The 18,286-nt window shown below is 72.0% G+C and carries 17 protein-coding genes; 15 read left to right on the top strand and 2 right to left on the bottom strand.

Annotated features, from left to right (window positions below):
* The first annotated feature begins 14 nt into the window (after positions 1–14).
* The 5 genes from QN141_08805 to QN141_08785 are packed head-to-tail and all read left to right on the top strand — an operon-like array spanning position 15 to position 5,576.
* The gene (locus QN141_08805) at positions 15–515 is read left to right on the top strand and encodes an NADH-quinone oxidoreductase subunit J (protein MDR7558576.1); all 501 of its coding nucleotides are present in this window, start codon (positions 15–17) and stop codon (positions 513–515) included.
* The gene (nuoK, locus tag QN141_08800; GenBank protein ID MDR7558575.1) at positions 515–814 is read left to right on the top strand and encodes an NADH-quinone oxidoreductase subunit NuoK; all 300 of its coding nucleotides are present in this window, start codon (positions 515–517) and stop codon (positions 812–814) included. The genes QN141_08805 and nuoK overlap by 1 nt, the downstream gene beginning before the upstream one ends.
* A 9-nt stretch (positions 815–823) precedes the next feature.
* On the top strand, positions 824–2,677 hold the full coding sequence (nuoL, locus tag QN141_08795) for an NADH-quinone oxidoreductase subunit L (GenBank protein MDR7558574.1): 1,854 nt from the start codon (positions 824–826) through the stop codon (positions 2,675–2,677).
* Positions 2,674–4,152 carry an NADH-quinone oxidoreductase subunit M gene (locus QN141_08790; GenBank protein MDR7558573.1) on the top strand — a complete coding sequence of 493 codons (1,479 nt, stop codon included), beginning with the start codon at positions 2,674–2,676 and terminating at the stop codon, positions 4,150–4,152. Before nuoL ends, QN141_08790 begins: the two co-directional genes overlap by 4 nt.
* Complete coding sequence (locus tag QN141_08785) at positions 4,149–5,576, top strand: NADH-quinone oxidoreductase subunit N (GenBank protein ID MDR7558572.1); 1,428 nt, start codon at positions 4,149–4,151, stop codon at positions 5,574–5,576. Before QN141_08790 ends, QN141_08785 begins: the two co-directional genes overlap by 4 nt.
* Before the next feature lie 19 nt (positions 5,577–5,595).
* Here QN141_08785 and lgt read toward each other — a convergent pair whose 3' ends face one another.
* Positions 5,596–6,333 carry a prolipoprotein diacylglyceryl transferase gene (gene lgt, locus QN141_08780; protein MDR7558571.1) on the bottom strand — a complete coding sequence of 246 codons (738 nt, stop codon included), beginning with the start codon at positions 6,331–6,333 and terminating at the stop codon, positions 5,596–5,598.
* Between the two features lie 32 nt (positions 6,334–6,365).
* Here lgt and QN141_08775 point away from each other — a divergent pair, with 32 nt between their 5' ends.
* From QN141_08775 to QN141_08730, 10 genes are all read left to right on the top strand, one after another.
* Positions 6,366–6,923 (top strand): inosine/xanthosine triphosphatase, encoded by a 558-nt coding sequence (locus QN141_08775; GenBank protein ID MDR7558570.1) that lies wholly within the window; start codon positions 6,366–6,368, stop codon positions 6,921–6,923.
* Positions 6,924–6,926: 3 nt separating this feature from the next.
* Positions 6,927–8,147, top strand: a complete 1,221-nt coding sequence (locus tag QN141_08770) for a DHHA1 domain-containing protein (GenBank protein MDR7558569.1) — start codon at positions 6,927–6,929, stop codon at positions 8,145–8,147.
* On the top strand, positions 8,140–8,997 hold the full coding sequence (locus QN141_08765) for a DNA-formamidopyrimidine glycosylase family protein (protein ID MDR7558568.1): 858 nt from the start codon (positions 8,140–8,142) through the stop codon (positions 8,995–8,997). Before QN141_08770 ends, QN141_08765 begins: the two co-directional genes overlap by 8 nt.
* A gap of 37 nt (positions 8,998–9,034) precedes the next feature.
* Positions 9,035–9,838: an SAM-dependent chlorinase/fluorinase gene (locus QN141_08760; GenBank protein ID MDR7558567.1), complete on the top strand. Its 804-nt coding sequence runs from the start codon at positions 9,035–9,037 to the stop codon at positions 9,836–9,838.
* Between the two features lie 347 nt (positions 9,839–10,185).
* Positions 10,186–10,914, top strand: coding sequence for a cytochrome c biogenesis protein CcdA (locus tag QN141_08755; protein ID MDR7558566.1), 729 nt, complete (start codon positions 10,186–10,188; stop codon positions 10,912–10,914).
* Positions 10,915–10,977: 63 nt separating this feature from the next.
* On the top strand, positions 10,978–12,342 hold the full coding sequence (locus QN141_08750; protein ID MDR7558565.1) for a S41 family peptidase: 1,365 nt from the start codon (positions 10,978–10,980) through the stop codon (positions 12,340–12,342).
* 76 nt (positions 12,343–12,418) lie between these two features.
* Entirely contained in the window at positions 12,419–13,597 is a 1,179-nt protein-coding gene (locus QN141_08745) for a M20 family metallopeptidase (GenBank protein ID MDR7558564.1), read from the top strand.
* A gap of 17 nt (positions 13,598–13,614) precedes the next feature.
* Positions 13,615–14,814 carry an acyl-CoA dehydrogenase family protein gene (locus tag QN141_08740; protein MDR7558563.1) on the top strand — a complete coding sequence of 400 codons (1,200 nt, stop codon included), beginning with the start codon at positions 13,615–13,617 and terminating at the stop codon, positions 14,812–14,814.
* The gene (locus QN141_08735; GenBank protein MDR7558562.1) at positions 14,811–15,896 is read left to right on the top strand and encodes a nucleoside 2-deoxyribosyltransferase; all 1,086 of its coding nucleotides are present in this window, start codon (positions 14,811–14,813) and stop codon (positions 15,894–15,896) included. The genes QN141_08740 and QN141_08735 overlap by 4 nt, the downstream gene beginning before the upstream one ends.
* Before the next feature lie 21 nt (positions 15,897–15,917).
* Positions 15,918–17,645, top strand: coding sequence for an ABC-ATPase domain-containing protein (locus tag QN141_08730; GenBank protein MDR7558561.1), 1,728 nt, complete (start codon positions 15,918–15,920; stop codon positions 17,643–17,645).
* A gap of 29 nt (positions 17,646–17,674) precedes the next feature.
* Here the strand turns inward: QN141_08730 and QN141_08725 are convergent, their stop codons facing one another.
* Complete coding sequence (locus QN141_08725) at positions 17,675–18,169, bottom strand: ferritin-like domain-containing protein (GenBank protein MDR7558560.1); 495 nt, start codon at positions 18,167–18,169, stop codon at positions 17,675–17,677.
* Between the last annotated feature and the right edge of the window lie 117 nt (positions 18,170–18,286).

Raw genomic sequence — 18,286 nt, 5'->3', positions numbered from 1 at the left:
TCGTGGAGGCGCAGGTGGCGGAGGTCGTCCTCTTCATCCTGGCGGCAACAGGCGCCCTGGCCGGGGGGGTCGGCATCATCCTGGCCCATCCGCCGGTCCGCGCCGCCCTGGCCCTCCTGCTGGTCCTGGGCAGCCTGGCCGTCCTCTACCTCCTCCTGGCTGCGCAGTTCATCGCCGTCCTCCAGGTGATCATCTACGCCGGCGCCATCGTCGTCCTCTTCCTCTTCGTCGTGATGCTCCTGCACATCCGCAGCGGTGAGGGCCGGGCGACCAAGTTGCCCCGGCAGCGGCCGGTGGGGCTGGTCCTGGCCGCGGCCTTTCTGGCGGCGGCCGCCGCCGTCCTCCGCACCGCCGCCACCCCTCCGCCGCCGGCGGTGGGCGGGGAGTTCGGCACCGCTCAGGCGGTGGCGGAGACGCTGTTCACCCGGTACGTCCTGCCCTTCGAGCTGGCCTCGATGATCCTGATCGTCGGGATCGTCGCCGCCGTGGTCCTCGCCCGGGGAGCGCCGCCGTGATCCCCGTCGCCTACTACTTGGCGCTCGGCGCCGTCCTCTTCACCCTGGGCGCCGTCGGCGTGCTGATCCGGCGCAACGCCCTGATCGTCTTCATGTCCATCGAGCTGATGCTGAACGCGGTGAACCTGACCTTTGTCGCCTTCGCCCGCCAGCTGGGCTCGCTGGAGGGGCAGGTGACGGTGTTCTTCGTCATGGTCGTGGCCGCGGTGGAGGTGGTGGTGGGCCTGTCCATCATCCTCGCCATCTTCCGCGCCCGCGAGACCGTGGATATCGATGACGTGGACCTGCTGCGGGGCTGAGATCCGCCGATGCTGCTGATCCTGATCATCGCCTTTCCGCTGGCCGGGTGGCTCCTCAACGGGATCTTCGCCGGCCGACTGCCCCGGCAGGCGGTCGGGCTCCTCGGCGCCGGCAGTGCCGGCCTCTCCTTCGCCGCCGCACTGGCGGCGGTTCGGAATCCGCAGGTCGCCTCCGGCTGGGCCGTGCCCCTGTGGGAGTGGATCCGCTCCGGCGACGTCCACATCCGCCTGGGGCTGCTCTTGGACCCCCTCTCTGCGGTGATGGTGCTCGTCGTCAGCGGCGTGGGCTTCCTCATCCACGTCTACTCCATCGGCTATATGGGGGACGATCCCGCCTACAGCCGCTACTTCAGCTACCTCAACCTCTTTCTGGGGTCGATGCTGCTGCTGGTGCTGGGCGATTCGCTGCCGGCCCTGTTCGTGGGCTGGGAGCTGGTCGGGCTGTGTTCCTACCTGCTGATCGCCTTCTGGTTCGACCGCGAGCGGGCGGCGACCGCCGGACGCAAGGCCTTCATGGTCAACCGCATCGGTGACGCCGCCTTCCTGCTCGGGATGATCCTCCTGGGCCTCACCGCCGGGACGCTGGACCTGCGGGAGACCGCGGCCCGGGCGACCGCGATCTCCGCCGGCACCGCCGCGGTGATCACGCTCCTGCTGTTCGCCGGCGCCACCGGGAAGTCGGCGCAGCTGCCCCTGTACACCTGGCTACCCGACGCGATGGAGGGCCCCACGCCGGTCTCGGCGCTGATCCACGCCGCCACGATGGTCACGGCCGGCGTGTACATGGTGGGCCGGCTCTACCCGCTGTTCCTGCGGGCCGAGACCGTCCTCCCCGTGGTGGCCGCAATCGGGGCGGCCACCAGCGTCTTCGCCGCGACGGTGGCTCTGGTGCAGTGGGACCTCAAGCGCGTGCTGGCCTTCTCCACGATCAGCCAGCTCGGGTACATGTTCCTCGGCATGGGCGTCCTGGCCCCCCAGGCCGGGATGTTCCACCTGACGACCCAGGCCTTCTTCAAGGCGCTGCTCTTCCTGGCCGCGGGCAGCGTGATGCACGCCATGCACGGGGTCATCGACATGCGCCGACTGGGCGGATTGGGCGGGCCGATGCGCTGGACGATGTGGGGGTTTCTCATCGGCGCCCTGGCCATGGCCGGCGTGCCGCCCTTCGCCGGCTTCTTCAGCAAGGACCTCATCCTGGAGGCGGCCTTCGCGCGCGGGCCGGCCGCCGGCTTCCTCGCGGTGTGGCTGGTGGGGCTGATCGCCGCCCTGGTGACCTCGGTCTACATCACCCGCGCCGCCATCATGACCTTCGCCCCGCCGCCGGCCGCGCCCGGGCCGGCCCATCCCCATGAGGCCCCGGCCGTCATGCTGTGGCCGATGGCCGCGCTGGCCCTGCTCTCCACGGTCGGGGGGATCCTGGGAGCGCACGTCGCCGGACGCCCGCTGCTTCACAGTCTGGAGCAGTTCTTCGGCCTGGAGGTCCTCGAGCACGGCATCCCGCGGTGGGCGACCGTGGCGCCACCCGCCGTGGGGGTGCTCGGGATCCTGCTCGCCGTCTCTGTGTACCGGGGGCGGCGCGAACCCCGTCTCGGCGCGCTGCGGCCGTTCCTGGAGAGCCACTGGCTCCTGGATCCGCTTTACGCCCGGGCCGTCGTGGCGCCGGCCCGATGGCTCGGCCGCACCCTGGCCGGCCCCGTGGAGCTGGGCGTGATCGACGGCGCGGTGAACGGCGTGGCGGCCGCCGTGGGGCGGGCCGGCGGAGCGCTGCGCCGTCTGCAGACCGGCTACGCGCGCCACTACGCCGCGGCGATCCTGGCCGGCACCGTATTGATGCTGGGCTACTGGCTCTGGCGGCTGCGATGAAGCTGCTGTCCGCCCTGGTCTTCCTCCCCCTGGCCGGCGCCGTCGCGGCCGCCCTGCTGGACCGCCGGCGAGAGGACGCCATCCGCTGGACCGGTCTGGCCGCCTCGCTCGGCGCGTTGGCCCTGGCCCTGCTGGTCTTCGCCCGCTTCGAGGCGGGTACGGCGGCGGTGCAGTTCGAGGAGCGGGCGGTCTGGGTGGGCGGCCTCGGGCTCTCCTACCACCTGGGGGTGGACGGGATCTCCCTGCCACTGGTCGCCCTCACCGCGGTGATCATGCCCCTGGCCCTGCTCTCGTCGTGGACGGCGATCGCCGAGCGGGTGAAGGAGTTCACCGTCAGCATGCTGGTCCTGGAGACGGCGCTGCTGGGCACCTTCCTCAGCCTGGACCTGGTGCTGTTCTACGTTTTCTGGGACGCCGTGCTCATCCCGATGTACTTCATCATCGGCCTGTGGGGCTCGGACCGGCGGACCTACGCGGCGTACAAATTCATCCTCTACACCATGGTCGGCAGCGCGTTGATGCTCGTGGCCATCATCGTCCTCCACCTGCACAGCGGCCCCCCGGGGGCGCGGAGCTTCGACTGGCTCGTCCTCCGGGACCTCCGGCCGGGCATGCCCCTGCAGGCCTGGTTGTTCGGCGCCTTCGCCCTGGCCTTCGCCATCAAGGTCCCCGTCTGGCCGCTGCACACCTGGCTGCCCGACGCCCACACCGAGGCGCCGACCGCGGGCAGCGTGGTCCTGGCCGCGGTCCTGCTGAAGATGGGCACCTACGGCTTCCTGCGCTTCCTCCTGCCGCTGTTTCCCGAGGCGTCCCGGCAGTTCGCGCCGTGGCTCAGCGTCCTGGCCGTCGTCGGCATCCTCTACGGCGGCGCGGTGAGCTGGGCCCAGCAGGACATGAAGCGGCTGGTGGCGATGAGCAGCGTCAGCCACCTCGGCTTTGTCACCCTCGGCGCCTTCGCCTTCACCGTGGAAGGCCTGCAGGGCAGCCTCCTGCAGATGGTCAACCACGGCATCAGCACGGGAGGCCTGTTTCTGCTGGTGGGCGTGCTCTACGAGCGCACCCACAGCCGGCTGATGGACGACTACGGCGGCGTGGCGGCGCTCATGCCGCGCTTTGCCGTCGTGGCCACGATCATCATGCTCTCCTCCATGGCGCTGCCCGGAACAAACGGCTTCGTGGGCGAGTTTCTGATCCTGCTCGGGACCTTTCGCGCCGTCCCGGCCTATGCCGTCCTGGCCGCCGGCGGCGTGGTCCTCTCCGCGGTGTACCTGCTGTGGATGTACCAGCGGGTGATGCACGGCCCGCTCGCCGCGCGGGATAGGGCGCGGCTGAGCGAACTGCGCGCCCGCGAGCTGCTGGTCTTCATCCCCCTGATCCTCCTCATCTTCTGGATCGGCCTGTTCCCCAACGCCCTCCTGGCGCGGACCGAGGCCTCGGTGCGGGCGCTGGTGGAGTCAGTGGAGGCCCGCCGGTGACGCCCGCCGCCGCCGAGGTGCGGGCCCTGACGCCGGAACTCATCGTGGCCGGCGCGACGCTGCTGGTCATGGTCTGGGCTACCTTTCTGCCCTCCCACCGGCAGGGGAGTCTGCGGTGGGCGGCGGCCGGGGCGCTGGGCGCGGCGCTCTGGGCGACCTTCAGCCTGGATTCCGGGCAGCCGTCGCTGTTCGGCGGGATGTACGGACGCGACCCGCTGACGATGGTCTTCCAGGTCGCCGCGCTGCTGGCCGCGCTGCTGGCCCTGGCCCTGGGGGCGGCATACGTCGAGCGGACGCGGCTGGCCGCCGGCGAGTTCTACGCCCTGGTGCTGACCGCGGCCCTGGGGGCGATGGTCATGGCGGGGAGCACCGACCTGATCATGGTCTTCCTGGGGCTGGAGACGTTGTCCATCCCGCTGTACGTCCTGGCCGGCTTCGCCCGCACCGACCTGCGGTCCCAGGAGGCGGGAATGAAGTACTTCCTGCTCGGAGCCTTCAGCACCGCGATCTTCCTCTACGGCATCGCCCTGGTCTACGGCGCGACCGGATCGACCGCCCTGGTCCGGCTGGCCGCCGCGCCCGCCCCGCCGCTCCTCCTGGACGCCGGCGTGGGGCTGCTGCTGATCGGGCTGGCCTTCAAGGCCGCCCTCGTCCCGTTCCACGGCTGGGCGCCCGACGTCTACGAAGGCGCGCCGCTGCCGGTCACGGCGTACATGTCCGTCATCGCCAAGGTCGGCGCCTTTGCCGCCCTGCTGCGGGTTTTCCCTCCTCCTGTGGGATCCGAGGCGCGGTGGGCCGGGGTGCTCGCCCTGCTCAGCCTCCTCACCATGGCCCTGGCGAACCTAGCCGCCCTGCGCCAGACGAATCTGAAGCGGCTGCTGGCCTACTCCAGCATCTCCCACGCCGGGTTCATCCTGATCGGCGTGGCCGCGGGGACGGACCAGGGCGCCCGGGCGGCCGTCTTCTATCTGCTGGTGTACGCCTTCATGACGCTCGGCGCCTTCGCCGTGGCCCTGCAGGTGGCCCGCAGGAGCGGGGAAGCGGACCAGATCGCCGACCTGGCCGGGCTGGCGTCCCGTTCGCCGGCCCTGGCCGCGGCGATGACCGTCTTCATGGTCTCCCTGGCCGGCATCCCTCCCACCGCCGGGTTCATCGGCAAACTCTACGTCTTCACCGCGGCGCTGGACGCGGGGCAGCCCGTTCTGGCCGTGGTCGGCGTCCTGGCCTCCGTGGTTTCCGCCTACTTCTACCTGCGCGTCGCCTACACCATGTTCACGGGCGAGCCGCGGGGGGAGGTGACGCTGACCGGGGACCGCTGGCTGACGGCGGCCCTGCTGGTCACGGTGGCGGCCACCCTGGCGCTGGGCGTGTTCCCCGCGCCGCTCACCGCCCTCGTCCAGCAGATGGGCCAGGCCCTGCGCTGAGGTCACCGGGATCCGGCCGTCATCGGCGGGTCCCGGCGCGCCGCCCCCGGCTCAGGAAGACCAGTCCGAGGACGATGAGGAGCGCGGCCGGGATCTGTCCCAGCGTGACGATGCCGTAGATGCGGTCCTCGCTGCGCAGCAGGTCCAGGACGATCCGGCCGGCCGAGGTCAGGACCAGCACCGTCCAGAACAACTGGCCGGGAAAGGCGCGCCGCCGGGACATCGGCACCGTCACCGCCAGGATCAACACGGCGAAGAACATCTCGTAGAGCTGCAGCGGGTGCCGCGGGCCGGGCACGCCCGGGAAGGTCACCGCCCAGGGGAGCGAGGTGGGATCGCCGTAGAGTTCGCCGTTCATGAAGTTGCCGAACCGCACGAAGATGTTCCCCAGCGGCACCGTCCAGACCACGGTATCGGCCAGATCCCAGAACGGTGGGCCGCCGCGGCGGGCGGCGATCCCCAGGGCGAGCAGACCGCCGGCGATGGCCCCGTGGGAGGTGAGGCCGCCGTGGTCGATGCGCAGGATCTCCAGCGGATCGGTGAACTCGGCGGGGTGAGAGACCACGTAGCCCAGCCGCGCCCCCACGAACGCCAGGATGATGAACAGGACCGACAGCCGGTCCACCGCCCGGGCGTCCACGCCGAAGCGCGAACCGAGGCGGTAGGCGGCCAGCAGCCCGGTCACGATCGTCACCGCCATCATCACCCCGTACCAGCGGATGACCAGGGGACCCAGGCGCACGAGAATGGGATCCACGGCGCGCGTAGTATACACTAGAACCGTCGCCCATGCGCATCGTCCTGGGATCGACCAGCCCCTCCAAGCTCCGGGCCGTCCGCGCCGTCTGCGCCCGGGCGTTTCCGGAGGCCGCCGTCGAAGCCCTGGATGTTCCGGCCGGCGTGGCCCCGCAGCCCGTGGGCGAAGAGGAGACGATCCACGGCGCGAGACAACGGGCCTGCCAGGCGCGGGAGCGCACCGACGCCGACCTGGGGATCGGCATCGAAGGCGGCGTCTTCCGCGATGCGCGCGGGGCGTGGCTGTGCGCCTGGGCCGTCGTGGTGGACCGCCGCGGCCGCGAAGGGCTGGCCTCCGGCGTGCGCGTGCCGCTCCCGGAGTGGATCGCCGGCAGAGCGCTGGCCGGTGAAGAGCTCGGGGCGATCGTGGACGCCCATCTGGATGAGCCCGAGGCCCATGAGACGCTGGGAGCCGTGGGGCTGCTGACCCGCGGCCTGCTGGATCGGCAGGCCGCGCTGGAACAGGCGGTGCTGGCGGCCCTCGCCCCGTTTCTCTCCCCCTCGGTGTACGACGGCCCCGCGCCGGCCTCGAGCGCCGCGCACCGCGGGTGAGCCGTGGACCGCGGATCTCCCGCCGCTGAGCCGGGCCCCGGACCCGCCCCCACGGAGCGGCTGTACTACGCGGACAGCTACCTGCGCGTCTTCGAGGCGCAGGTGCTGGAGGTCCGACCCCGCGGGCAGGGCTATGCCGTGGTGCTCGACCGCACCGTCTTCTATCCCACCTCCGGCGGCCAGCCGCACGATCGGGGCACGCTGGGCGCCGCGGCCGTGCTGGACGTGCAGGACGAGGGGGAGCGCATCGTGCACGTGACGGACGCGCCGGTGGCGGGGGTGGTGCGCGGGGAGATCGACTGGCCGCGGCGCTTCGACCACATGCAGCAGCACACCGGGCAGCACATCCTCTCCCAGGCCGCGCTGCGGGTGTGCGGGGCGCAGACCACGTCGGTGCACTTCGGAACCGAGGCCTGCACGCTGGATCTCGATCGGCCCGACCTCACCGACGAGACGGCGGCGCAGATCGAGGACCTGGCCAACGCCGTGGTGGTCGAGGACAGGCCGGTGTCTGTGCGGTTCGTGGACGAGTCCCAGGTGCCGACCCTGGGCCTGCGGCGGCCGGCGAAAAGGCGCGGGGAGATCCGCGTGGTCGAGGTGGCGGAGTTCGACCGCTCCAGCTGCGGCGGCACCCACGTCCGCCGCACCGGGGAGATCGGGCTGATCAAGATCACCGGGTGGGAGCGCTACAAAGGCGGCGTGCGCGTCGCGTTCCTCTGCGGCGGGCGGGCGCTCCGCGACTACCGGTGGAAGCACACCCTGCTCAGGGACGTGGCCGCCTCGCTGTCCGTGGCCGACCGCGAGGTGAAGGAGGCGGTGGGACGCCTCGGCGCCGCGCTGCGGGAGCGCGAGCGCGCCCTGCAGGAAACGCTGACGCGGCTGCTGACCCGGGAAGCCGCCGACTACCTGGCGCAGGCGTCGGGATCGCCGAAGATCGTCGCCGCCGTGCTGGACCGGCCGCCCGACGAGGCCGCGGCCCTGGCCGGGCGGATCATCGCCGCCGGGGAGGCGGCGGTGGCGCTGGCCGCGCGGGGACGGCTGGTCGTGGCCCGCTCCCCGTCGGTGGCCGTGGACGCCGCGGCGATCCTGCGGGCGGTGCTGGAGCCCTTGGGAGGCAAAGGCGGCGGCCGGCCGGAGTTCGCCCGGGGCGTGCTCCCGGCGGAGTCCATGGAGGCGGCGGTGGAGGCGGCGCGCGCGGCGCTGCGGCAGGCGCTCCATGCCTGAGCTCCCGTTCCTGCAGGTGCTGGCCGAGAATCTCGACGCGCAGGTCCGCGGGCGCACCGTCGTCGCCCTGCGACTGCACTCCGTCTCCCTGATGAAGAGCTACGATCCCCCGCTGGAGGCGCTGGTCGGCCGGTCCCTCCTCGGGGTCGGGCGCGTGGCCAAGTTCATCGTCCTCGACCTGAGCGGCGGACTGACCCTCGTCCTGCACCTGATGCGCGACGGCCGCCTGCAGATCGGGGCGCCGCGCGCCAGGGCCGGAAAGGATCTGGCGCTGGTCCTGCGGCTGGACGACGGGCGCGAGCTCCGGTTGGTGGAACCGGGTCCGAAAAAGCGCGCCTCGGCCTACCTGCTGCCCGCAGACGTCCTCGCCGCCGCCGGGCCGCTGCGCGACCTGGGGACGGATCCGTTTGCCCCGGAGCTCACGCCCGACCGCCTTCACGGGATGCTGCAGGCGGAGCGCGTTCAGCTGAAGCGGTTCCTCACCCTGCAGCGCTACCTGACCGGGATCGGCAACGCCTGGGCCGACGAGATCCTCTGGGAGGCGCGGCTGTCGCCCTTTGCGCCCACCTCCGCGCTGAGCCCTGCTCAGACCGCGGCGCTGCTCGGGGCAATCCGTGAAACGCTGCAGCGTGCCCTGGAGGAGCACCGGGCCTACTTCAGGGGCGTCCTGCCGCAGAAGGAGCCGCTGCCGTTGCTGCGCATCCACCGCCGGGCCGGCGCACCCTGTCCGCGCTGCGGAACCACGCTGGCCCGGGTCGCCTACGCCGAGGAGGAGACCTGCTACTGCCCGTCGTGCCAGACCGGCGGGAAGGTCTACGCCGACCGGCGGCTGTCGCGCCTGCTGAAGTGAACGGCGAGATGGCCGGCCGCAACCGCACCGCGCCCTGATGCCGACGCTGGTCACCCTGCTGAGCGACTTCGGTTCCCACAGCCCCTATCCGGCGGCGATGAAGGCCGTCCTGGTCTCCTGCGGGCAGCACCTGCTGGTGGACATCAGCCACGACGTGCCCCGCCACGACGTCCGCGCGGGCGCCTACCTGCTCTCGACGATCGCGCCCTTCGTGCCGGCGGGGACCGTCCATCTCGCCGTCGTCGACCCGGGGGTGGGCACCGCCCGCCGGCCGCTGATCGTCGCCTCGGGGGGGCAGTACTTCGTCGGCCCGGACAACGGGCTGCTGCTGCCCGCGGCGCGGAGGGTGGGGAGGCCGCGGCCCTATGTTATCACCGACGAACGCCTGGTGCGCGCCGTGCGCTCGACGACCTTCCACGGGCGCGACCTCTTCGCGCCGGCCGCAGCTCTTCTGGCCCGCGGCACGCCTCCCGAGGCCTTAGGGGTGCCGGCTTCGGAGGTCGTGGACCTGGAGTTTGGGACGGGACGCCTCGAAGGAGAGGTCCTGGTCGGGGAGGTGATCTACATCGATCCCTTCGGCAACGTGATCACCAACCTCCCCGTCGCCCTCCTCCCCGCGGCGGGGAGGAGGGTGGCCGTCCGCGTCGGGCGCCGCGAGGCGTCGGCCTCCGTCGGGCGCACCTACGCCGACGGCGTTCGGGGACGCCCCGTCGTGGTGCCGGGGAGCGACGGCTTCGTCGAGATCGCCGTCCGCGAAGGCAGCGCGGTCTCGGTGCTGCGGGCGGTCCCGGGGACCTCCGTGCGCATTCGGACGTTGCGGGGGCGGCCGCGCCGCCGATGACGCGCCGGCCCGCCAGACTGTACAATGACCTGGTAGGTCGTGCAGGCGTGAGCTTCCTTCGAGGACTCCTCGCGCCCTGTGGAGGGCTGGCCCGATGGACGGCGGTTGCGGCGGCGATCCTGTCTGCAACCGTGACGCCCCCGTGTGGGAGCGGACGTGGCGGGAATGGAAAGGGAAAGGAGTCCGGTTCGTCGGGATAGGACTGCCGGACTCCCGGGAGGCCTGTCGGGCGTCTTGACCTATCAGCCCTTCTGGGCGGTCGTCGGAGGCGATGGCACCCTGATACGGGCGGGATACGGCCCCTCGAACGAGGCGGAACTGGTGGGGATGCTCCGGGCGGTGACCCGATGACCGACATCAGCCTGCTCCTGGCCTTCGTGGCCGGCGTGCTGGGATTCGCCTCGCCGTGCATCGTGCCCCTGATTCCGGGATACCTCTCCTTCGTCTCCGGCCTGTCCCTGGCGGAGATGGATCTTCCCGCCCGGCGGGCCAGACTCGGTCAGGTCCTCGCCGCCACCGCGCTCTTCGTCCTGGGGTTCTCCGTCATCTTCACCGCGCTCGGCGCCTCAGCCAGCGCCCTGGGGTCCTTTGTCGTGGACAACCGTGTCGCCCTCGGCCGCGTGGGCGGCATCGTCGTCGTCCTCCTCGGCCTCAGCGTGCTGGGGGTCATCCGGGTGCCGGGTCTTTTCCGGGAGCGCCGGCTGCAGGTGGCGCGGCGCCCGGGCGGCCTGCTGGGCGCCGTGCCGGTGGGGATGGCCTTCGGCTTCGCCTGGACGCCCTGCGTCGGGCCGGTGCTGGCCGCCATCCTGACGCTGGCCGCGACGGCCCAGGGGGCGGCCGGCGGAGCGTTGCTGCTCTTCGCCTACTCCCTGGGGCTCGGCCTCCCGTTCCTGGTGGCCGCCGTCCTGGTCACCACGGCCGTGGACGCCCTGGGCTGGCTGCGCCGTCACGGCCGCGTCGTCGAAGTGTTCAGCGGCGGCTTCCTCGTGATGATGGGCGCGGCGATGATCTTCGATCTTGTGTTCCGGCTCAACGCCTGGATGCTTCGGGTCGTGCCCTTTCGACCGGCGCTGTGACCGCGGCGCGGAGCATCCACAATGGCACCGGCAGGAGATTCTGCTGACAGGACGGTGGACGAGATGAAGGCACGCCGCACCAGGCTCCGGCGCCCCGCGACACTCCTCGTCGCGCTGGCGATGCTGGCGATCCTCGCCGCGCCCGCACCGGTCTCGCTGGCCCAGGGCGCGGCGGGGACGGAGCCGGCGCTGGTCTTCGAGGCGCTCCGGGCGCTGCAGACCCACTACGTGGATCCCGTCGATGTGCCCCGAGTGCTCAACGGCGCCCTGGACGGGCTGCGCCAGCAGCTCTCCCAGGCCGGGATCGTCGCGGTGCTGGCGGCCGTTCCCGCGGGCGCTCCGGAGGTCGAGGCGCGCCGCCTGTTCGCTGAGCAGTTCGCCGCGGCGGTCGCCGCCGCCGGCTCGGCGCTGACGCCCACGCAGTTGTCCTACGCCGCGATCCGCGGGATGACCGAGACGTTCAAGGATTCCCACACCGGATTCATGACCCCGCAGCAGAGCCAGGAACGCCGTCTGCGCCAGCGCGGCCAGGCCGGCTTCACCGGTGTCGGCATCATCCTGCTGCCGAAGGAGGAGAAGTTCTACGTCTGGGCGGTCGTCCCGGGCGGGCCGGCCGAGGCGGTGGGGGTGCGGGAGTTCGACCGGATCCTGAAGATCAACGACGTGAGCACGGCGGGGATGCAGGTGGACCAGGTCTCGGGGATGATCCGGGGCGCCCCGGGGACGCCGGTGACCCTGACCCTGCAGCGCCCCGGTGTGCCCGAGCCGGTGGTCCTCACCATCACGCGCGGCCCCATCGTCGTCCCCAGCATCTTTCGGGCCGAGGTGCTGGAGGGCGGCATCGGCTACATCAGACTCTACCAGTTCGTGGAGGGCACGGCGCGCGACTTCCGCGCGGCGTTGCTGCGGCTGCAGGGCCAGCGGATGCGGGCCCTGGTGCTCGACCTGCGGGGCAACGGCGGCGGGTACCTCCACGAGCTGAACGGCGTGCTCAACGCGCTGCTGCCCGCGGGCCTCCCCGTCTACACGGAGATGCGCCAGGGCGGCCAGACCCGCGTCCAGCGGACCAGCGGCTCGCCGCTGCTGCCGACCACGGTACCGCTGTATGTCTTGATCGATGAGGGGAGTGCCTCCGCCGCCGAGCTGCTCTCGGCCGCCGTCCAGGAGAACCGGCGGGGGCTGCTGGTCGGTGGGAAGACGGCCGGCGCGGTGGAGGCCAGCATCCTGGTCGACCTCTCCGACGGCTCGGCGCTGAGCATCACCACCTTCCGGCTGGCCACCGGGAGGGGCGTGCGCCTGGAGGGTGCGGGCGTCGCGCCGGACGTGGAGGCGATCCTCACCGCGGCGGACCTCGACGCCGGGACGGACCGGGTCCTGACGACCGCGCTGCGGGCGGCGCGACAGGCCCTGGCCCAGACCGCGCGCTAGGAGCGGGACAGGAAGTTCCCCCCTCCGACAGGAAGAGGGAAGAGAGCGTCAGCCTCTGCCTGATCTTCCGCGTCGAATGGAGCACACCGTACTGGACCAACTTGAGCGGCGCCGCGCGTCGATCATCGGCTTTCTGGCCGGCCTGGTGCGGGCGGAGTCCGTCAACCCGCCGGGCGACACGCGCCAGGTCGCCGACCTGATCGCCGCCCGCCTGCGCGAGGCCAGCATCGACTTCCAGGTCCTGGGGGACGAACCGCGCAAACCCAACCTCATTGCCCGGCTGGGCGCGGGGCGGCCGGAGCTCCTCTACACCTCCCACATGGACACGGTCCCGGTGGGCACCGTCAAGGCCTGGCGGTATCCGCCCCTCGGCGCCGAGATCGTGGGCACGCGGATGCACGGTCGGGGCGCGGCCGATGCCAAAGCCTCGCTGGCCGCCATGGTGGCGGCGATGGAGGTCGTGGCCCAGGTCCTCCCGATCCGCGGGACCCTCACCCTGACCGCGGTCAGCGACGAAGAGGTGGGGGGCGTGAAGGGGACCGAGTACCTGGTGGATCGCGGGTTGTTGCGGCCGGACCACGTCGTGGTCGGCGAAATCACGGAGAACCGTCTGGCCACGGCGGAGAAGGGCGTGGTCTGGCTGCGCATCGTCACCCACGGCCGGGCCGCGCACGGCAGCACGCCCTGGGAGGGGAGCAACGCCATCTCGGCGATGCTCCGCGTCCTGCAGGCGGTTGAGGACCGGATCGGTTCCCGGCTGGCCGCCCTCTCGCACCCGCTGACCCCGCCGCCGTCGCTCTCCATCGGCACGATCCGGGGCGGCGTGGCCACCAACGTCGTCCCGGACTGGTGCGAGGCCACGCTGGACCGTCGGACCCTCCCCAACGAGAGCCTGGCCGAGGCCATCGGCGAGGTGGAGCGGATCGTCGCCGAACTCAAACAGGCCGATCCGGACCTGCAGGCGGACGTGGAGATCCTGCAGGCCGGTCCGCCCGTGGAGACGCCGGTGGACGCGCCGCTCGTGCGGGCCGCCCAGGACGTCGCCCGCGAGCTCGGGCTGTCACCCGAGCCGGTGGGCTACCACCAGGCGAGCGACGGACGCTTCTTCGCCGAGCGGGGAATTCCCACGATCCTCTTCGGCCCGGGCGATCCCGCCCTGGCCCACACGCCGCAGGAGTGGGTGGACGTCAACGACGTGGTCACCGCCGCGAAGTTCTACGCGCTGCTGGCCCTGCGGCTGCTGGGTCCCACCTGACCGGAGGAGGGAGATAGATGGACTTCGCGCTGACCGAGGCCCAGCGGATGACGGCGCAGATGGTGCGCGATTTCGCCGCGACGGTGGCGCCGCGGATCAGGAATTTGGACCGCGCCCAGCAGTTCGACCGCTCCGTGCTCGCGGAGATGGCCCGGCTGGGGATCCTGGGGCTGTGCCTGCCGGAACGCTACGGCGGCGGCGGGATGGACTACATCAGCCTGGGGCTGGCCTGCGAGGAACTGGAGTACGTGGACACCTCGCTGCGGGTGATCATGTCCGTGCACGTCGGGTTGAACAGTCTCACCGTGTTGAGCTGGGGGACGGAAGAGCAGAAGCAGCGCTACCTGGTGCCCCAGGCCCGCGGCGAGCGGATCGCCACCTACGGCCTGACCGAGCCGGCCGCCGGCAGCGACGCGGTCGGCATCCGGGCCACCGCCGTGCGCGACGGGCGCCACTACGTCCTGAGCGGCGAGAAGATCTGGATCTCGCTGGCCGACGTGGCCGACCACTTCCTGGTCTTCGCCTGGACCGATGCCGCCAAGCAGAAGGCGAGGGACCACAGCGGCCTGAGCGCCTTTCTTCTGACCCGGGAGATGAAGGGTCTGCGCACGGGAACGATCCACGGCAAGCTCGGCATCCGCGCCGGGAACACGGGGTCGATCGTGATGGACGAAGTCCGCGTCCCGGCGGAGAACCTGCTCGGTCAGGAAGGCGAGGGTTTCCGCATCGCCATGTTCGCCCTGGATCAGGGGCGCTACACCGTGGCCGCGGGGGCCACGGGGCTGATCCGCGCCTGTCTGGACGCCAGCGTCAGGTATGCCAAGGAGCGCACGACCTTCGGCCGGCCCATCGGGGAGCACCAGCTGGTGAAGGAGATGATCGCCCGGATGGTGCGCGACTACGAGGTCAGCCGTCTGCTGTACCTGCGCGCGGGGTGGATGAAAAACCAGGGGTTGCGCAACTCCCGGGAGACCTCGCTGGCCAAATGGTACGCCACGGTGGCCAGCGAGCGCGCGGCCAGCGACGCCGTGGAGGTGCACGGCGCCTACGGCTACTCCGACGACTACCCCGTGGAGCGGTACTACCGGAATAGCAAGGGCGCGGTGATCTACGAGGGGACCCGCGAGATCCACACCCTGATGCAGGCCGACTACGCCCTCGGCTACCGCCAGGATCGCCCGACGCGGGTGACCCTGCCGAAGTGGCCCTTCGAATGACCGCGCCCTTCGAGTGCGAGGTCCGCTTCTTCCTCCGCGATCCCGAGGCGTTCCACCGGCGTCTGCGAGATCTGGGCGGCCGGGTGCGCGAGGCGTACGCCTTCACCGACCACTATCACCGGCCGGCCGGTCCGGCCGGCGGAGAGTGGGACGGACGCACCCGGGCGCTGCGAATCAGGGAACACCTCACCCCCCAGGCGGGAAGCGAGATTCTCCTCACGCACGTCGCGACGGTCTCCGTGGCGGGGCTCGTCGTCAAGCGTTCCCTCTTCCCCGAAGGCAAGGTGCGCCTCTACGCCGGCGCGCTGCCCGACTGCCGGCGGGTCGTGGACGGTCTGGGCTTCGTCCCCGGCGTCGTCGTGCGCAAGCTCGACGGCCGCCTGTTCGACGTGCCCGAGATCGGCACGCTGGTCACCGAGCACATCGACGGGGTGGGCTGGATGGCTGAGATCGAGCGGGAGGGCCGCGATCTGGCGGGCGCCGCGGAGGAGATCCGCGGCGCGCTGGCGCGCCTCGGCGTCCCGGAGGAAGAGGTCACCGGCGAGCCCGTGGCCGTCCTGGCCGCCTCGAGGGCGTCCGCGGCCCGCGCCGTGGGCGCGGGCCCTCCGGCTGCGGCGCCGCCACAGAAGATCTACTTCTGCGGGGCCATCCGGGGCGGCCGCGCGCGGCAGCCCCTGTACCGGGTGATCGTGGACGCGCTCCAGGAGCGAGGGTATCAGGTGCTGACGACGCATGTGGCGGATCCCGACGTGCTGGAGCAGGAGACGCGCCGGGGAATGACGGCGCAGCAGATCTACGCGCGCGACCTGCGGTGGCTGGCCGCCAGCGACATTGTGGTTGCGGAGGTCTCCACACCCTCGCTGGGCGTCGGCGTGGAGGTGGCGGAAGCCGCCCGGCTGGGCAAGCCGATCCTCGCGCTGTGCCAGGCGGGCGTTCCCCTGTCGGCGATGGTCGCCGGCCACCCTGCGCTGCGGGTGATCACCTACGACGATCAGGCCGATCTGTTGAGGGTCCTGGCCCGGGAGCTCCCGGGCGGTCAGGTCACGGTGCGCTCCGGGGGTGACGATGGGGGGCGGGACTGAGCCGGAGGAGGTGCGCCCGAGGTGACGTCGGCCGACGACCGCCTGCCGATGCTGCCCTGGGAGCGGCTGCGCGACAAGCTCCTCACCCTGGAGGGCAAACCGGTCGCCGCCTACCAGACGCTGGAGGGCGCCTACCGCTTCGAGCGGTTCGTCCTGTTCGTGGACACCGTCGTCGTGGAGCCGCCGGGGGCGCCGTCACCGATCCGCGTGCGCGTGGACCAGGCCGAGGCGCGGTTCCCGCCGGAGCTGTGGTCTTCTCCCGTGCGCCGGACGGCCCTCGAGGACTGCCTCGCCCGCCGGTGCGCCGAAGTGGCGCGGCGCACCACGCGCGCCCGGGGCGGCCGGGGCGGGATCGCCGTGGACGCCGGCGGGCAGGCGATCCTGCCGCGGTCGTCCTGCCGGATCACGGAGGACTACGTCGAGCTCCGCGCCGAGGTGGTGTTGCCCGCGGAGGGCCGGAAGGCCGGCGCCAAAGCCGCGCAGGCGCTGCTCTTCGACGACCTGGGCCAGATGGTGGACGGCGCGCTGCTGTACGGCGCCTACAACCCGCAGCACCTGGCCCGGCACACCGAGGTGGCGGAGGACGCCCTGGCGCTGCGCGGGGCGCTGGCCGAGCGCGGGCTGGTGGCCTTCATCGCCGACGGCGCCGTGCTCCCCCGCGAGGGGGATGCCGACCGCCCGCTCCTGGCGCGGCTGGTGCCCTTCCACGCGCCCGACGAGTTGCGCGTGGTCCTGCGGGCTCCGCACCGGGGGGAGATCAGCGGGATGGGTATCCCTCGCGGGGTGACCGTGATCATCGGCGGCGCATTCTCCGGCCGGAGCACGCTGCTGCGGGCGATCGCGAGCGCCGTCTACGCACACATCCCCGGCGACGGGCGGGAGTACTGCGCCACCGTCCCCGACGCCGTCATGATCCAGGCCGACGAGGGCCGCCGCGTCGAAGGGGTCAACCTCACCCCCTTCATTTCCGGCCTGCCCACGGGAGAAGATCCCGCGCGGTTCCGCGGCGATCACGCGCCGGCCCTGGTGGCCCAGGCGGCCTCGATCAAGGAAGCGCTGGAGGCCGGCACGACGCTGCTGCTCTTCGACGAAGACACCAGCGCCCCGCGGCTGCTGACCCGCGATGTCCTGTGGCGCCATCTCGCGCCCGAGGCGAAGGATCCGGTCACGCCGCTGGCCGACCTGGTCCGGCCGCTGTACGCCGAGCACGGCGTCTCCACGATCATCGCCGGCGGGACCGGGAGCAGCCTTCCGGCCGTGGCCGACACAGTGATCGCCATGGACGGGTTCCATCCGGTGGTGGTGACGACGCGGGCGAAGCAACTGGCCAGCGAGTGGCCCGGGGCCCGCGCCGCCGAGCCGCGGGGCTTCGGCGGCATCCACCACCGCGTGCCCCTCGGCGAGAGCCTGGCCTTCCTGCGCGGACGTCGCCACCGCCCCGACGCCGCCTCGCCGCGCACCCTGCACCTGGCCCGCGAGGTCGTGGACCTGCGGGCCCTGGCCCAGCTGGTCGATCCCGGCCAGGTCCGGGCGATCGGATCCGCCCTGGTCTACGCCGTCGAGCGCGGCTATCTGGACGGGGTCCGCACCCTGCGCGAGATCCTCAGCCTGATCGAGGCCGACCTGAGTTCCGTAGGGCTGGATCTCCTCTCGCCCTACGAGTTTCCGATCGGCGGGCTGGCCCTCTTCCGCCGCCAGGAACTGGCCGCGGCGTGGAGCCGCCTGCGCCCTCTGCGCGTCCGGAGCTGAGCGCCGCGTTCCCTCCGCGGGCTCACGGACTAGACTTTGGCCTTCTTCCCGCCCAGCAGGTTCTCCAGGAACTCCTCATGGCGCACTTCGTCCGCCAGGAGTTCCGTCGCCAGCTGGTAGGTGACCGGGTCCTTGCCGAAGGTCATCCTGGCCAGGCGGTTGTAGGCCTGGATGGCTCCGGCCTCGGCCTTGATCTGGTCCGCCACCATCCCGTCGGCGTCGGCCCACTCCCGGCGCGGCGCCGTGAAGGGCGCGTTGGCCCCGCGCTCCCACTCCCCCGGGTGGACGACGGGATCGCCGCCCAGCTCGATGATGCGGTTCGCCAGTTTCTCGGCGTGGCCCAGTTCGTCCCGGGCCTCCTCCTTGAAGTGCTCGGTGAGCTCCTCCCCGTGCCAGCCCTCCGCCACGATGGCGGTGATCCAGTAGGAATAGAAGGCCAGGAGCTCGTCGAGGTAGGCCTTCTTCAACTCGGCGATCAGCGCGTTGACGTCCAGGTCGACGACGGCGCGACCCGTGGATCCCATGGGATGATCCCTCCTTCGGCAGATTGGTCTGGGGTGCGGGAGGCCCCGCACCCTCTATGGTATCCTGGGCCGCGCCCGGCGTCGAATCGGGCCCCGGCCCGGTGGCCGGTCGGGGTC

This window comes from Armatimonadota bacterium, assembly GCA_031459765.1.
In the GTDB taxonomy this organism is placed as follows: Bacteria; Sysuimicrobiota; Sysuimicrobiia; order Sysuimicrobiales; family Kaftiobacteriaceae; genus Kaftiobacterium; species Kaftiobacterium secundum.
This window is presented reverse-complemented; position numbering and strand designations above follow the sequence as displayed.

Excerpts from the sequence above, each read along its gene's own strand:
- nuoL (MDR7558574.1), top strand. The coding sequence starts at position 824 with ATGCTGCTGATCCTGATCATCGCCTTTCCGCTGGCCGGGTGGCTCCTC.
- QN141_08790 (MDR7558573.1), top strand. The coding sequence starts at position 2,674 with ATGAAGCTGCTGTCCGCCCTGGTCTTCCTCCCCCTGGCCGGCGCCGTC.
- QN141_08775 (MDR7558570.1), top strand. The coding sequence starts at position 6,366 with ATGCGCATCGTCCTGGGATCGACCAGCCCCTCCAAGCTCCGGGCCGTC.
- QN141_08765 (MDR7558568.1), top strand. The coding sequence starts at position 8,140 with ATGCCTGAGCTCCCGTTCCTGCAGGTGCTGGCCGAGAATCTCGACGCG.
- QN141_08760 (MDR7558567.1), top strand. The coding sequence starts at position 9,035 with ATGCCGACGCTGGTCACCCTGCTGAGCGACTTCGGTTCCCACAGCCCC.
- QN141_08755 (MDR7558566.1), top strand. The coding sequence starts at position 10,186 with ATGACCGACATCAGCCTGCTCCTGGCCTTCGTGGCCGGCGTGCTGGGA.
- QN141_08750 (MDR7558565.1), top strand. The coding sequence starts at position 10,978 with ATGAAGGCACGCCGCACCAGGCTCCGGCGCCCCGCGACACTCCTCGTC.
- QN141_08745 (MDR7558564.1), top strand. The coding sequence starts at position 12,419 with ATGGAGCACACCGTACTGGACCAACTTGAGCGGCGCCGCGCGTCGATC.
- QN141_08740 (MDR7558563.1), top strand. The coding sequence starts at position 13,615 with ATGGACTTCGCGCTGACCGAGGCCCAGCGGATGACGGCGCAGATGGTG.
- QN141_08735 (MDR7558562.1), top strand. The coding sequence starts at position 14,811 with ATGACCGCGCCCTTCGAGTGCGAGGTCCGCTTCTTCCTCCGCGATCCC.
- QN141_08725 (MDR7558560.1), bottom strand. The coding sequence starts at position 18,169 with ATGGGATCCACGGGTCGCGCCGTCGTCGACCTGGACGTCAACGCGCTG.